The sequence below is a fragment of the Bradyrhizobium sp. TM239 genome, from assembly GCF_036247985.1.
Classification (GTDB): domain Bacteria; phylum Pseudomonadota; class Alphaproteobacteria; order Rhizobiales; family Xanthobacteraceae; genus Bradyrhizobium; species Bradyrhizobium ottawaense.
On the sequence record NZ_BTIR01000001.1, the window covers coordinates 236,560 to 251,229 of the forward strand.

Annotated in this window: 11 protein-coding genes and 1 pseudogene; 3 read left to right on the forward strand and 9 right to left on the reverse strand. The window is 56.6% G+C overall.

Going from position 1 to position 14,670, the window contains the following annotated elements; genetic code table 11:
* Nucleotides 1-4: 4 nt before the first annotated feature.
* Both AABA84_RS01135 and AABA84_RS01140 read right to left on the reverse strand, forming a co-directional pair.
* The gene (locus AABA84_RS01135; RefSeq protein ID WP_338311040.1) at nt 5-1,213 is read right to left on the reverse strand and encodes an FAD-dependent monooxygenase; all 1,209 of its coding nucleotides are present in this window, start codon (nt 1,211-1,213) and stop codon (nt 5-7) included.
* Nucleotides 1,214-1,450: 237 nt separating this feature from the next.
* On the reverse strand, nt 1,451-1,771 hold the full coding sequence (locus AABA84_RS01140) for a 2Fe-2S iron-sulfur cluster-binding protein (protein ID WP_338311478.1): 321 nt from the start codon (nt 1,769-1,771) through the stop codon (nt 1,451-1,453).
* A gap of 344 nt (nt 1,772-2,115) precedes the next feature.
* On the opposite strand from AABA84_RS01140, the gene AABA84_RS01145 reads away from it, so the two are divergent.
* Nucleotides 2,116-3,702: a phytoene desaturase family protein gene (locus AABA84_RS01145; protein WP_338311041.1), complete on the forward strand. Its 1,587-nt coding sequence runs from the start codon at nt 2,116-2,118 to the stop codon at nt 3,700-3,702.
* Nucleotides 3,703-4,287: 585 nt separating this feature from the next.
* Here AABA84_RS01145 and AABA84_RS01150 read toward each other — a convergent pair.
* The 3 genes from AABA84_RS01150 to AABA84_RS01160 form a co-directional block, all read right to left on the reverse strand.
* On the reverse strand, nt 4,288-4,773 hold the full coding sequence (locus tag AABA84_RS01150) for a MarR family winged helix-turn-helix transcriptional regulator (RefSeq protein ID WP_338311042.1): 486 nt from the start codon (nt 4,771-4,773) through the stop codon (nt 4,288-4,290).
* Nucleotides 4,774-4,919: 146 nt separating this feature from the next.
* Nucleotides 4,920-5,906: a 3-hydroxyacyl-CoA dehydrogenase NAD-binding domain-containing protein gene (locus tag AABA84_RS01155; protein ID WP_338311043.1), complete on the reverse strand. Its 987-nt coding sequence runs from the start codon at nt 5,904-5,906 to the stop codon at nt 4,920-4,922.
* Nucleotides 5,903-6,982 carry an NAD/NADP-dependent octopine/nopaline dehydrogenase family protein gene (locus AABA84_RS01160; RefSeq protein ID WP_338311045.1) on the reverse strand — a complete coding sequence of 360 codons (1,080 nt, stop codon included), beginning with the start codon at nt 6,980-6,982 and terminating at the stop codon, nt 5,903-5,905. The genes AABA84_RS01155 and AABA84_RS01160 overlap by 4 nt, the downstream gene beginning before the upstream one ends.
* Before the next feature lie 69 nt (nt 6,983-7,051).
* Here AABA84_RS01160 and AABA84_RS01165 point away from each other — a divergent pair.
* Nucleotides 7,052-7,410: pseudogene (locus AABA84_RS01165) on the forward strand (hypothetical protein); the annotation flags it as partial.
* Between the two features lie 521 nt (nt 7,411-7,931).
* Nucleotides 7,932-8,297, forward strand: a complete 366-nt coding sequence (locus AABA84_RS35025) for a helix-turn-helix domain-containing protein (protein WP_445083392.1) — start codon at nt 7,932-7,934, stop codon at nt 8,295-8,297.
* 257 nt (nt 8,298-8,554) lie between these two features.
* Here AABA84_RS35025 and AABA84_RS01170 read toward each other — a convergent pair whose 3' ends face one another.
* The 4 genes from AABA84_RS01170 to AABA84_RS01185 all read right to left on the reverse strand — a co-directional run bounded on the left by AABA84_RS01170 (nt 8,555) and on the right by AABA84_RS01185 (nt 13,895).
* Nucleotides 8,555-9,559 (reverse strand): transporter, encoded by a 1,005-nt coding sequence (locus tag AABA84_RS01170; protein WP_338311046.1) that lies wholly within the window; start codon nt 9,557-9,559, stop codon nt 8,555-8,557.
* Between the two features lie 632 nt (nt 9,560-10,191).
* Complete coding sequence (locus AABA84_RS01175; RefSeq protein WP_338311048.1) at nt 10,192-10,434, reverse strand: helix-turn-helix domain-containing protein; 243 nt, start codon at nt 10,432-10,434, stop codon at nt 10,192-10,194.
* Nucleotides 10,435-10,848: 414 nt separating this feature from the next.
* Nucleotides 10,849-12,288 carry an MFS transporter gene (locus AABA84_RS01180; protein WP_338311049.1) on the reverse strand — a complete coding sequence of 480 codons (1,440 nt, stop codon included), beginning with the start codon at nt 12,286-12,288 and terminating at the stop codon, nt 10,849-10,851.
* A 632-nt stretch (nt 12,289-12,920) separates the two neighbouring features.
* The gene (locus tag AABA84_RS01185) at nt 12,921-13,895 is read right to left on the reverse strand and encodes an AraC family transcriptional regulator (RefSeq protein WP_338311050.1); all 975 of its coding nucleotides are present in this window, start codon (nt 13,893-13,895) and stop codon (nt 12,921-12,923) included.
* Between the last annotated feature and the right edge of the window lie 775 nt (nt 13,896-14,670).

Genomic DNA, 14,670 nt, shown 5'->3' on the forward strand with positions numbered 1-14,670 from the left:
GCTCTCAGGAGGAGCGGCTCTCGGATGCATTGGATCGCGGTCGCAAAAATCTCACGACATTCGAAGGCTTTTGGGTATCCGAGCGCTGTGAGCTATGCCACAAAAGGCTGTTCGTAACGGGGGTGTGATCTGCCGTTGAACCCGTCGAAACACGGCGCCCTTTGGGCAGGCATTCTTGTTCATACATGAAAAGTGCGTGGCGAGGATGTTCCGCATCAGCCAATTTATCGGCAAGACACCGCGCCCCGAGTATCGCCCGAGATGCGCCGTTCGAGATGGCAGGATAGGCCGCATGTGCTGCATCTCCGAGCAGAGTCACACGGCCGTGCGACCACTGAAGGAGTGGAACCCGCTCGTACAACGGATACTCCCACAATTCACGAGTCGCTTGGATCAGGGCTGAGGCGTTGCAATAGGGAATGCTGAAGTGCCGCACATAGGGCATGACATCATCCAGGACTCCGGGGCGTGCCGGGCCTGCCTCCCGTCGCTCTTCCCAAGCCCGCCCGACGTCGGCAAGCACGCTCCAGTTCGTGAGGTACTGACCTTTTAATGGACCCTCGGCAATCGGGTATAACTGCAGCTTGCTCGCAGACGCGGCAGCGATAAGCATCGAACGTCCTGTCAAAAAGGTAGGCCAATGATGCATCCCGCACCACACTACTCTTCCAGTAAAGCGGAGCCCATCGTTATGTGGAAACAGCAGAGCTCGAACTGATGAATGAAGCCCGTCTGCACCGATCAAGATGTCGCCGCTCGCTGTCCGGCAATGCGATCCGTGCCCGTCAAAGAAATAGGCCGTGACGCCTCTCTCGTCCTGGGTGAAGGACCTAAGTTGATGTCCGAAATGGATGCAGGATGATCCTAATCGAGCTTGTACGGCGGTGCTTAGCAACTTCAGAAGGCGTCCGCGACGCAATGAAAACTGAGGATATTCGAAGCGCGCTTCGGCGCCAGGGGCATTCCTCCGAAGCTCGCGGCCCATCGAGTCGACATATACCGACTCGCGAGTTTGTAGGGCCTCGTTATCCAATTGACCCAGCAAGCCAAGCTGTACCAATTCTCGTCCGGCGCGCGGAACCAAATTGATTCCAACGTCTGGACCTGACTGGACATTTGCCTGGTCGTAGAGCTCACACTCAATGCCCCGCTGGCGAAGCATCAGCGCGATCGTCAGGCCGCCGATCCCGCAGCCTATTATTACAGCCTTCATTCAACCGCTCCAGACCGGCTACGACAACTTCACGCCAAGCGCTATTCGCTCGAAGTCTTCCCGCTGCCGGAGAGTACTCCTTCGAGTGACGGCTGCTTAAGAAAGATCCCTCACGGCCAACAATCGCAATTGCGATAGCGGACAAGTGCGGCAGCGACGCCACTAGGTGCTGGGCGCCTCCCCCGACGATAAGAATCGTGCCGTCTGCCGAATTGCTTAGGCATCAGGTCCTTCATGTTAGTCTTCCGGGGCTACCGTTAGCTTGATGCCATCGAGATCATCGTGGAAGCGAATCTGGCAAGACAGCCGCGACTCCTCCGTTCGATGCTGCGAACCATCCAAGAGATCGCGCTCGTCGACGCCTATCGGCGGAAGCTCCTTTGCGGACGAATTGACATAGACGTGACAAGTTGAGCACGAGCAACAGCCGCCGCAGATTGCGAGGATCTGCTCTACTCCGCTGTCGCGGATAATCTCCATTACGCTTCGGCCGGCCATCCCTTCACCTGAGAGGTGGTGTTCAACTCCCGATCGATCGACTACTATTAGCTTCGGCATCACCGCTCTTTTTCCTCTGCTTCAACAACGGCGACATCAATCAGACGGGTCGTTGAACGAAATCGCAGAAGCCCGAGGCTCAGCCTCATCGCAGCTTCACTGCTTTCCGACGCCGCTTGTTTTGCCGGCATGCTACATTTCAAGAAGGGTAGCTGAGCCGCGCTGATCATGACAATCGATCGCCTGCTACAACTGCTCTGGAAACGCATCTAATGAGCCAAAGACGAATACTTCGTACATCTTCTGGAGCGGAGCGACCGCTTTCATATTTTCAAACCGCTGCGGACCCGCGAGCCGTTGTAATCTTGATTTGCTTCCCGCATCGGACAACCGGAGATTGGCGCGTGAATTCTTATGACTACGTGATCGTGGGGAGCGGCATCAACGCACTCGTTGCCGCTGCCGCCTTAGGCAAGAAGGGCGCGAACGTTCTCTTGATCGAGCGCAACTCGACCATAGGAGGCTGCTTGCGCACCGAGGAGATAACTGCGCCAGGTTTCGTGCATGACGTCATGGCAACCACTCTGGTGCTGTTTCGCACCTCCCCGGCTTATACGATCCTCGGAAGGGATCTCGAAGAGAGAGGCTTCGCTTTCGCAGATTCTCCTTTGCCAACGGGCGTCCTTCGCGCCGACGGGTCCAGCGTTCTCTTTGCAATGGATCGCAAGCGCAATGTCGCTACTTTTGAGTCTCTTGCCGCAGGGGACGGCGCGGCCTTCTCGCGAGAAATGGACGCTCTTGGCGCCCACGCTCCTTTTTTGTTCGCTCTGCTCGGCGGCAAGCTATGGTCCTTGAGGACAGCGAAGTTGGTTGCCTTAGAAGTCTGGAAGCGCGGCCTGCGCGATCTAGCCGCTTGGGTCGGAGAAGCACTGATGCCCGCGCGCAACCATCTTGAAAGCACCTATCGTTCGGAAGCGGTTCACGCCCTTTGGGCCCCATGGGTGTTACATACCGGTCTTGGACCGGAGAGCGCCTATTCCGCCGCGATGGCCAAGGTCATTGCATTCGCCACTGAGAGCGCGGGCTGTCCGATCGCGATTGGCGGCGCGCGTTCTTTGCTTATTGCCTTCGAGCGCCTCATCACTGACCAGGGAGGCACGATCCGCACCTCAACTGAGGCTGTGGGGGTCTTTCCGGGTCCCAAGGGCCGCGCCGCCGGCGTGCGGCTAGCGAATGGCGAGGCCGTGCACGCCCGCAAAGGCGTCATCTGCTCGACCACACCCAAGCAGTTGTATCAGCGGCTGACTGCCGAGTGGGGGCCTCCGCCGGAAAAGGTCCTGGAGGGACTGCGAACCTTCCGGCACGGCAAAGGAAATATGCAAATTCACTACGCCCTTTCGGGAACGCCACGGTGGAAGGGTGACCCAGAGCTCGCGAAGGTTGCCCTGCTGCATCTCACCTCGGGACTAGACGGAGTATCGCGCGCCAATAATGAGGCCGAACGGGGCTTATTACCGGCGGAGCCGACGATCTGTGTCGGCCAACCGACGGCGCTCGACCCGAGTCGGGCCCCTCCCGGGGCCGCAATACTTTGGCTCCAAATGCCGGAGGCTCCCCGACTGATCAAGGGAGATGCGGCTGGCATCCTGCCCACGCCGCCTGACGGCCGATGGACGGAGGCTTTGCGCGAAACCTATGCCGATCGCATCGAGGCCAGGCTCGCATCCCATATTGAGAATTTTGCGGAGATCAAACTGGCGAGACGCAGCTACTCGCCCGCTGACTTGGAGGCCATGAACATCAATTTGGAGGGGGGAGACCCCTACGGGGGCTTTTGCGGGCTTGACCAATTCTTCATCTGGCGTCCGTTCAAGTCCAGCATCAACCATCAAACTCATATTCGCGGTCTCTACCATATCGGCGCATCGGTCCATCCAGGGCCTGGCCTGAGCGGCGCCTCCGGTTTCCTGGCTGCCTCCTCGTTGGAATGAACCTCTCTTCAATGATCTGCCTACCAGGCGCGCGGGACCCTCCGTGGAGGCCCCGACGCTATTCAATGCGATATCAACAGCATTGCATCAATGGGCTCGGCGCAGCATTAGGCGGAACGCGCCCGCTTTCGACGCCGTCGCACTTGTCCGCCCGTCCCATGAAGTTCGGTCATGTTGCGACGTCCGGCAGCCTCTCCACGCCTCGTCAGCAGATGTCCAGATGACCTCAGCCTCGCGTACCGTGACTGAAGTCGCTGCCGCGCGGTAAAGCCCTCATGAGCGAACAGGACCGACATTGATCCAGCCAATTTCCTGTGCGCCGGCCGGCTGACTAGACAAAAGGTGCGCTAACGAGGAGTGCCAACTTTATCCCTGAAGCGACAATATTGGTCGCAAGCCGAAATACCTCAGGACGTTGCTGGGCGAGCCGTCGTTAGCCATTAATGGATCAAAGCGTCGTTCGAGAAGCGCCGCCACGTCATTGTGAATGCGTGTTGCATTGCGCGAGCAGCCGCCAAGGACTGCGCACTGAGATTGGTGCGGCATACCGGAAGGAGCAATCACACAACAGAACTGTGTAATTGTTCATATTTTCGAGGTGCTCTCGCTCCTCGTCAGGCGTGCCTCGTCAAGATTCTTCTCGATTCGCATTAACGACTGCCGTAACCGCCGAAGATCGTTCTCAGGGATTCCCGCAATAGAAAGTCTTAGTTTGCCCATAGCAAGCGCGAGTGCCTTATGGAACGTGTCACGACCGGGCGGGTGCAGGCAGATGACGATCGACCGACGATCCGAAGCCGCCGGCACACGGGAGATCCAGCCGCGCTGTTCCATTTTGTCCAGCGCCCGCGACAAGGTTGATGGTTCCGTATCGGTTGCGTCAGACAGCGCCAGAATGCTCAGTCCATCTTCTTCATGCAAGAACGCCAGCACCCGCCATTGAGTAAACGTCAACCCGAGCGCTTCCAACTCGAGCTGGAAGTCACTATTGAGCTTCGTCACAACTCGGTTGAGAAGATAAGGAAGAAAATGACTGTGCCCAGGATATTCCCTTTCGCCTTCCTTAATCATCGCGCGTTCGATCTCCTCTCACGGACAAAGCTCCCAAACAGCGTCGGGCCCGATTTGGATAGTAGCCCGACAACGGAGATTGCAATAAGTGGCGCGAACATGACCACCACTTGGAAGGTCCTTGGGCTGGGTGTTAAGCATTGGTTTCAGTAGGCACTCCGGGGACGCGGCGCCTGCTCGGACCGCATCGCGCGCTCGATGTGAAAGCTAAGATTTTCAAGAAGCAAGCGCCGGTAGCCTTCGAGATCCAAACCTTTCCAGTCGTAGAAGCCGAGACCGGTCTTGAGACCCAAACGGCCCTCGCGCATGTGCTGCGCAACAATCTCCGGGCTCCCAAAACGGTCCGCCGCAAGGGCACCGGCAAGATAATGACTTGCGTAGTGCAAGATGTCACAACCTCCGAAATCGACGAATTCCAGAACTCCCATACTCGCATAACGAACGCCGAATCCCACCCTGATCGCCTTGTCAATGTCTTGCGGCTTGGCAACCCCCTCCTGCACGATCCGAGCAGCCTCATTCATAATCAGGGTCTGCAGACGTGGCACGATGTAGCCGGCGGACGGGGCGCACATCACCGGCACTTTCTCATTCTCTTCAAGAAATGCAGCGAACTCCGTAACGACGTTCGGATCTGTGTCTTCGTGAGGCGATACTTCGACGAGTGGTATGAGGTAGGCTGGATTAAGCCAGTGTGCATTGAGGCAGCGCCGAGGCCCGGGCACAAGCGCGGCTATATCGGTCGAAAGGAAGGTTGAAGACGTGGAGGCAACAATCGTCTCCTGCGGAAGATATTCGGAGATTGCGGCAAATGCCTCACGCTTGGCTTCCATGGTTTCGGGGACGGCCTCGAACAGCACACGGGCTGACGCCAGCGCAGGACGAATCCCATGGCGCGCCACAACAGTTATGTGATTAGCAAGCGCTTTATCCTGTGCATTGTCCATTTCCCCCAGCACTTGCGCCGTGAGCTCGACTTCCTTGCTAACTTCGGAATATAGGGTTCGGAAGTCAGAGTCAGAGCGCGGCTTGAGGTCAATCAAGACGCTTGACACCCCACGTCTTGCGAAGGCGAGCGCGATGCCACGGCCCATTCGACCGGCACCGAGGATGGCAACCGACGCCTCACTCATGCGACGGCTCCGACCATCAGCATGTCGCCAACTTCCTTTGGTGAGCGTCCGGCCAAACCGAGCGAGGCCATCGTGCGGGGGCCTTTTGCAAGATCCCGCGAGCAAATGGCCGACGCAATAGCAAGCAAGCCAGTGGCGGTCGGCGCAGGCACTCCGACCCAATTCGCCACCGACACCAGAAAGCCCAGACCGTAGTGCACGTCTTCAGTCATGTATCGGTGCTCGGTTAAATTGATCTTCTCACGCCAATCGCCGCTGTCCACCAGCACCTTGTGGGTATCGCCGTACATCCAGCGGTCACTACCATAGGTATCGCGCAAGGGATAATGGTAGGGCCGATATCCAAGCGCTTCGCGAACCGCGATTCGCTCCTGGTCCAGCGCGTCCATCACACGGCGCACCGATGGTTGCGTCCCCTCATTGTGAATATCGTATCGCTCCTGAAACTCCAGGGGACCGGCATTCATCAATATCAGCGGCGGATGAATGATTGGCCCACCGTTCATCAGTGCGGCAGAGAGCGCGTCCTCAATCGGATGAACTGCCGGAAATGCGTTCGCCACCACAGCAAGCCCGCGCTCACTTTGTCTCGCTGGAAAGAAACCGGTCGGCAAGCGAACGGCACGCACGGTGATGGCTACTTCGGACCGGCCGTACTTGCGCGTGAGATAGGGCAAAGTGCCAGTCTCTGCAAAGATGACGTCGGCCTTGCTGCCGCTGGCTCGCACCTGCTGCATCATCGCAAAACTTCCGAAGGTGCCCGGCGGAAGGAAGATGACCTGACCATCTGTCAAATGCGGGGCGATCAGCCGTGCAATCACGTCTTGCGCGAACGCGGGCGTAGGGATGACGATCAATTCGGAACCACGGATAGCCTCACCAATATCCGTGGTGACCAGCGCGACGGGCACTTCTCGCGCTCCCTGTTCATCCTTCAAGGTTATTGATTTTTTCTCAAGCAAAGGGACTAGGCCGGCTGCATCCCGTCGCCAAAGCCGGACACCATGGCCTTGCTCCGAAAGATCGGCAGCGGCGGCATATGATCCATTCCCTCCGCCCAACACTGTGATGTGCATATCGGCCCTCCCTTTATTTGTATGTACATGCAATAATTGTCACGAAAAGTAAAGTGGAGCTTCACCTAGCCGAATGACGGCACGACAGAGGCTTTGCGTGAAGCTTATGCCGATCGCATCGAGGCCAGGATCGCATCGATATTGAGAATTTTTCGGAGATCAAACTGGCAAGACGCAGCTACTCCGCCGTTGACTTGGAGGCCAAGAACATCAATTTGGGGGTAGACCCCTACACCTACGGGGGCTTCTGCGAGCTTGACCAACTCTTCATCTGGCGTTCATTCAAGTCCAGCATCAACCATCGTACTGGCCTGAGCGGCGCTTCCGGCTTCCTGCCCGTTCCTCGCAGGAATGACCGCTCGGTGAAGATCCTCGTTGATCGAGCTTTAGAGCAACGTCACGGAGAAGGAATCCGCGGCGCGTGCTAGCTAGAGTTAGCAAGGCGCTGAAGCAGCGCCGCACGGAGATCGGGACGACGCTCCTCCACGTCTATCCAATGATACCAACCAGAGATGTGCTCGCATTGCTCCATCGGCGCGATGCGTTTCTATCAGCGTGTTGCGTTTCCGCCCCGAAATAAGACCAAACTTCCCAAAGAGAATAATAGCTCACTTCTGATATCTTCTATTTCGGAAGTGATCCCTGTGTCTCGCAAATGCGACGGTCGTAACTTCAAGTTCGCACACGCGCCTGCGAAGGCTTGTCTACACCCTTCATCGTGCACAAAATGTCGCACTAGCCCGTCGCCAGCCGGCCTTGGTTGAAAACTCGTGAGCAGAAGCATCAAGCCGTTTGGATGAAGGCTTCGATCATTCCGCGAAGGCGCTGATGGTATCCGTCGTTAGCTCTCGTGGTCGCACTAGGAATGTTGTTGCAAGCGATCGGTCAAATTCAGAATTGGCTTGCGAACACGCAACTCTAACTTTGGTTAAGCTTGGTCGTTTCGAAAATGTCCAATAGACCGCATGAAGATGGCACCATCCTTCCTCCGTGGAAGCTCAATCGCGCGATCGAACTACTCTCAGAAAATCTCGCGCAGCCGATTTCAGTCGACGAGTTGGCCCGAACGGTCGGCCTTTCACCCAGTCATTTTTCTCGCGCATTTACCGCTAGCACCGGCGTTTCTCCTTACGAATGGCTCAGCCGTAGGCGTGTAGAGCAGGCTAAACAGTTGCTCGAGACTACGACTAGCCCGATAACGGCCATCGCTCTCGAACTTGGCTATTGCTCGCCCAATCATTTCGCCTCACGTTTCCGCCAGTTCACCGGCATGTGCCCGCGGGATTGGCGCCGGATACGTCCGGCGTCAACATGATCGCTTTGCACGGCGGCAGACCCTCCTAATCATGTTCGCTTGACCAGTCGGTGGTCGTTGAGAGAGAGGCTCGCTGTGGCTCTCGATCGCAAACCTTGAGTGAATAAGCTTTCGATGGCAGGGCGAGCGAAGGGATAGTCCCTTTGCTGTTATATCCCTGCCGTCAAGAGTGATATCGTTCTTCAGCCAATCTCTTCCCTGGATCAAGACAAACGACCGGTCGGGCGCGATGCCCGCCGGCCACTGCGTTCTCTTGACTACTTGCGATAGAGCGGCCGTGTCGGCGACACCGGAGCCTCCGGTGCCCAGAGACGATAACTGAGTTGGGCAAATGCCGTGAAACCCTTCGCAACTGCCGCGGTATCGATGCCGGGAGGACCAGCCGTACCACCAGATGCGCGCGCCGAAAATTCCTGCGTCCCCCAGACATTGAGCTGCACGGGGCCGAAGTTGTAGCCCACTAACGCGCCAGCCGCCCAGATGTCATACCGATTCACATTGATCGCGTTCCCGTAAAAGGCGCTTGAACGATCATTGGTGATTTGCCCGACGTAGTAACCTACAGGACCGAACGTCCAATTCCCAATTGATTTAGTCGCTGTGAATTCGGCATGAAAAATGTCACCAGACTGGTACTGCGTAATTGGATTCTTGGTGTGTATCTCGTCGAAAAGGTTGACTGTAAGATTCCAACCATCCTTCAGATATGAGATCACGAGATTGGGCTGGAACGTCCACCAGGGATCACCGAAGCTTTCAAGCTTGTTGAAACCGGTCGTAGTACCGATAGGCACGTAGATGCCGAGGCCCGCCTTCACGAAAAAGCCGCTGTCCCCGAGGCGCCAACTCAACTCGTTCGCGATGAATGGATTGTGTACTCCCTCGGGGGTGACGTTGATCGGCGAGCCGACGACGCCGGAATTGACGGGCACGACACCGACCACTCCGTAGGTGCCACCGAGGAAGGTCCACCCTGGCACCCACAAGATTCCCTGCGCGGCGACATCGCCTTTCACGGTCGTTGCTTGGCCGTTCGGGCCGACGGGCGCACCAGGCCCGACGAGTTTGGCTTGATAGTGGAAGACTTGATCGAAACCATAGAGGCCTGGCGGAGGAGCAGCCGCGGCAGCTCCGATGACCAAGCCAGGCTTTTGTTCAGCACCCGGCCAACCAAACTCGTAGGCATTCGCCGTCGTGCTCGCTGAAAGAGCCAGCACGGCCAGTGCAAGAAGTCCGTGTCTATTCACCATAGTTTCCCCCATCGGTGGATCTAACAATCCGTCAGACGGGCTTTTGTATAGTCACCACAAATGCGAACATTCAGAAATCCGCTGCAATGTGCATGATCCTATCTCCGAAGGACTTTCGATGCGAAATTGTTGGCAACTGTAACTTCTTTGCTACGGGACGTGAGCGTGACTGCAACCAATCCCCTTGCGACGACAAATGATATTTCCATGCGGTTGCCACGATTTCTGCCTGCGGTCGACCACGTAGCTATGACTTGTTCTGAATAATATCACTTCTGATCTGTTTCATCGCTCGCAAAGCGGGACGTGATCGGCACTGCGAGGGACCTCTCACGTTCATCTCCCGCTCGATTCTTCTGGACGGCAGTTCGCACCGTTGTAAGTCGACTTGGCTAGGAAGCCGCTCGCCTCTCCGGTTGAGCAAGCTCCGATCTTCGTCGTACATTTGTTACCGCTAGTCAGATGGAAATGCCGCCAGACAATATTCTGGCATCACTCCGATACTAAATTTGCGAGTTCGACAATCCGCTGTGCTTTTCTCGTCGGTGGCCATCGTAGACGTTCCGCCGAGAACTCAAGTGTCCAGCGTCAAGCTTCCGCTCTTTCCCTTCTTGGACTCCTGCGCTACTGGCCTTCGCAGAACACTACTGAGGCTTGGCGATAGTGAGCCGTACTCCGTAGTTCGGACCGTCGATGAAGCTGACGCCTGCCCGTTCAAGCGCGCTGCAGACCTTCGTGACGGTGTCATAATGTGCTTCGATGGATCCATCGGAAGCCTCGAGACGCCGGATGGTCGATATCGAGACGCCGGCCTGTTTGCATAGTTCGAGTTGGTTCCATCCCAGCAGCGCTCGCGCTGCCTTGATCTGATTGGTAACCGTCAGCATGGCAAGACCCGCGGATTGGAGTGCGCAGTGACAGCCATGGAGCTTGACGCTGCGGCGACCTCTGCGATTTCCAGCAAATGCGAAGAATTAGAATTGACGTCCTAGGTCGAGGCGGCCGACGGGGTCCCATCAAGAGCTCTGGCAGGTGCCCAAAGTCCAACGAGCTCCATGGAGCGCACCTCCGGCTTAAGATAATCCGCGAGGTGCCCGATGAGAATGAGCCATGCCAAGACGATTCCGAAGCCACCAATCGCGATCATGAGGTAGTTGAGCCATATTGATCCTTGGAACAGGAGAGCCGCGATTCCGATGGCGCCCAAGAGTGACCAGCATTCGGCCATAGCAGGCCGAGGGGCCAGTTGCTTCGCACTTCGCGCAAAGTGTAGGCACCTCGACGCTGTTATGGCGACTAGTTCAGTTCGCGATCGCGCTATCACGTACAACAATAGCGCTCTTCGCAGAGCTCGCTTCACGTGCCAGCACAAGCAGTACCACTACGAATACGACCTGCAATGCAGAGAAGGCTAAGAATGCGTGAGTAAATGATCCATTCGTTGCGTTTAGAAACAGGCCCATCATCCAGGGAGAAAGAAAGTTTGCAATCATGCCGAATATCTCGGCGTATCCAACAGCGGCTGTAGCGAGAGCGGGTGAATATTTTTCGCTGAGCAACGAAAAGATCGCACCTCCGCTGAGAACGCACATCCCACTAAGTCCCGCAATTACAAAGAGCGACGCTAGACTCATTGGATAAACCGTTGAGACTGTGAAAAGCAATGCTGAGACCAGGCCCAATACGGCGCCGATCCTGATAACGACCGTCTTCCTCACGCGGTCGGAGATGTATCCGCCCACAATCAAGAAGGCCACTTGGGATAGCCCCATAGCCATCCCTATCAGGCCCGCGATTTCCACCGGAACCTGTTGAAATTTGACGTAGGCGGGGACCACCCAAGTCGCCGTGCCAGCGATCGCGGCGACAGCGGCGGAAATTCCTACCGCAGTTACAAAAACCCATCTCTGGGAAACGAGCAGGCGGAAGGCCGCGAGCGAGGATGTCGTTTCGGTCCCCTCCGATGCGAAGCCAGGATGTCCAATCTCGGTGGGGTCATTCTTGACGAATAGCCAATTGGCAAGTCCCGTGATCAATGTCCCGGCGGCAAGTGCTCCAAAAAATGTTCTCCAGCCGAACGCGATGCTGAGTGGAATGCCAAGAGCAAAATCGAGCGTGATTGCAAGACTGTACGCAGCAAGCACTAACCCGACAACGCTTGCCCTGCGTGATTGCGGAAACCATCCGAAAATGAGCTTCATGTTTCCGAGAAAGATGGCGGCGTCGAAAACGCCGATCAACAGCCGTAATGCGATCAACTCAACATAGCTTTGCACGAACGTCTGCAGCACCATTCCAACGCCGGTTCCGACAAGTCCCATAAGCAGCATGCTGCGGGCACTCATCCGCGTGGTGACCTGCGACCAGGCCAGCATGCCGAATGCGTAGGCGAGGGCGAAGATGCCTTGGGCAAAACCAGCTTCGGCAGGATCGAGGTGCAACGTCTCGGAAACAAAAGAGATCACCGCAGCAAACGCATACCAGTCTGCTGCGAGAAACACCTCCCCGACGAGAGCGAGAGTAAGCATCCCTATTTGCCAACGCCGCAATTGCGTTTGGCCTTCCTTGGCGTGCACATTCAAGTTCATTCCGGCCTCCCCTTTCTCAATCTCACACAGCTGTGCGGCTCGTTGTTCGCTCACCTGGAGCGAATGCGCCGTTCTGAATTGGAAGAACCCTGATAAGCCGCTGGCAAATGCGCATTCCACTTGCACGGCACGCACGATGGTGCGCAGGCTCATGGGCCCGTAGTCGGATGATTGCTATCGTGATATGCGAGGACGGCCTCGATTGCCAATCGCAGCGCTATCCTTAGCAGTCGGATTGTTTCGCTTTTTGCATTCTGTCTTCGCTATTTGGGCAGACAGATAGCCTCGCTCAGTTTGCTTACGCCTTCCGCGTGCCTTCAATCGTGCGGTGCCATCAAGAGCGATCAGAATGCCCGTTCTGATAGAGGAGGCTCGCGTGCCTCACAAGGCACCCGGTGGCAATCGGCGCGTCGATGGAGGTGGTGTATCGAGACTGTCAGACAGTGACAAGGTCAACGCATAGATCGAGCCGTCGACGGCACCGTTGGTTCGAGAACGTAGAGCTTAAAAGACCGTTTGGAGAGCTTGCAGGCACTTGGCCAAGCCACGGCGTGGCGATGCGGTACCTCGCGCTTCTTGCTTTCTTGCTGCTCCAATTGCGGTAGTTGCAACGTCCCGTGCCGAAGCAATCATCAGCGCCACAAACAGTGGGCTGCGTAGCGACCAGTGCAGTCCGGGATTCCGGTACGGCGCCAAGCCCCGTTCGAACCGGCCGGCGGCGGCACAACCGCTCTCTCTGGCCTTCGTCGGCTGATGGCGTGTCAGTCGCGCCTGAATAACAGGTCCTAGACGGTAATAGACCTACTTCGCATTGTCTCGCGCGGTGTACGACCGAAGCGCAATCGGTACGCGCGCGCAAACTTGCTCATGTCGACGAATCCCGCACTGCGGGCGAAATCGCCAATCTTTGCCGTGCCGCTGGCGTGCTCGAGCGAACTCATCACTTGATCGAGCCTGTAGTTCCGCAGATAAAGCATCGGCGAAACGCCCCGAAACGCTCTAAAGCCGATTTGAAGGGTACGAGCGCTAACTCCCACGTGGGCAGCAATTTCATCCAAGGAAAGCTGCCTAGATGACTGCGACTTGATGTAGTTCTCGGCGCGCCTCACGTACCAGGGAACGGCTGTCGGCTTCTTTATCTTTGCAAGTTGACCGGAATAGTTGTGCGGTTGTGTCCAAAGCAAAGCAGTTAGGAATGCGTCTTCCAGGCGCTGATGAACTGGAGCCCTATAGCCTTGAGCATCCGAGATACCCGTCTCGGCGAGCAAAACATCAATTAGGCCGCGAAGAGGTCGAACCATATCTGAACCAAAGCGCATCTCCATTTCAAAAAGTAATGGCTTGCGCAAATCAGCACCGGTCAAAGACCTGAGATGTTGCTCGGCTTTCGTACGACTGATCTTAAAAAGGAGCTTGGTGCAATCGGCGGTCCATGTTGACGAGAAGGCCGCTTGTGGCGACATAATGCATCCAGTGCTCGCATTACCCATGACCTTTGCCGTCCCCAGGCGCGTGACACTTTCACCTGATAGAGGTACCTCCATGAAAAAGAGATCATCGCCCATGCCATCGGAATAGACCTCCAGCTCCGCTCCATAGCTCAGATGGCTAATCGAGATTCCCCCGATTTGAGCTCGAGCCAACTTTCCGTGGAACCCCCCCCGATCCTTAACGATTAGTCGGTGATTGCACAAAGACCGAGAGCTTACCGCGATCATTTCGTCGACGTTAGTCGTGTGAAATAAATTTGCTCCATTCATTTGCGCCTCCTCGGCTTATGCCAATTAAACGGTATTGTATGAACCAACGATCGCTGTGAGATCGTACTTACCTTCATGCTTGAACGCTGGCTCGGCGCCGAGCGCCTCGCGCGACATCGGGAGAACAACAGGATGAAGTTTGGGTCCCTGGCTGATGACACTGGAGACCCATCTTGCGCTCGGCTCTTGCCCTGAAGACCTGCCTGATGGCGCTCCCAAGATTGAAGTCGTCTCAATGTTGGCGGCGTTGCCGAAACCCGAGGTTCTGCACGATGACGTCAAATGACACATCACCATTGTCGAACGCTCCGTCTGACTCGTCACGATCGAAGACGATGATGAAGCAGTCTGGACGCCGGCTCTTAGAAGTGCGTTCGAGCAACGCCTTGCCGGCCCGCCATCGGTACCGTCGACCCGCATTCGCTCCTCGCTTTCGCGCCCCTTTGAGATTTTATTTTATACCTAAAGTATTTTGCGGCAAGGGCGGCTTGTCAAGCGCTTTCGGCCGCGACGGGCTGTGAGCACCCGCGAAAACGCGCCTCGCTGCGGTGCATTAGGCGTTTCACCGCACGAGCGATCCGACAGGTCCTCCTCAGGTACGCTAGCAGGGATCACTTCGGACCAAGCCTGGCGCCCTTTCAAGCCTCACCAACAACCGGGACGCAACCTGCGCTCAGAATGCTCGGGGTGAACTCTGTGACTGCGGGATCGCCAGGTGTGAAAGAACGTGTGTACCGCACGAACTGACGCATTCACCGCTGACGCTGATCAGATG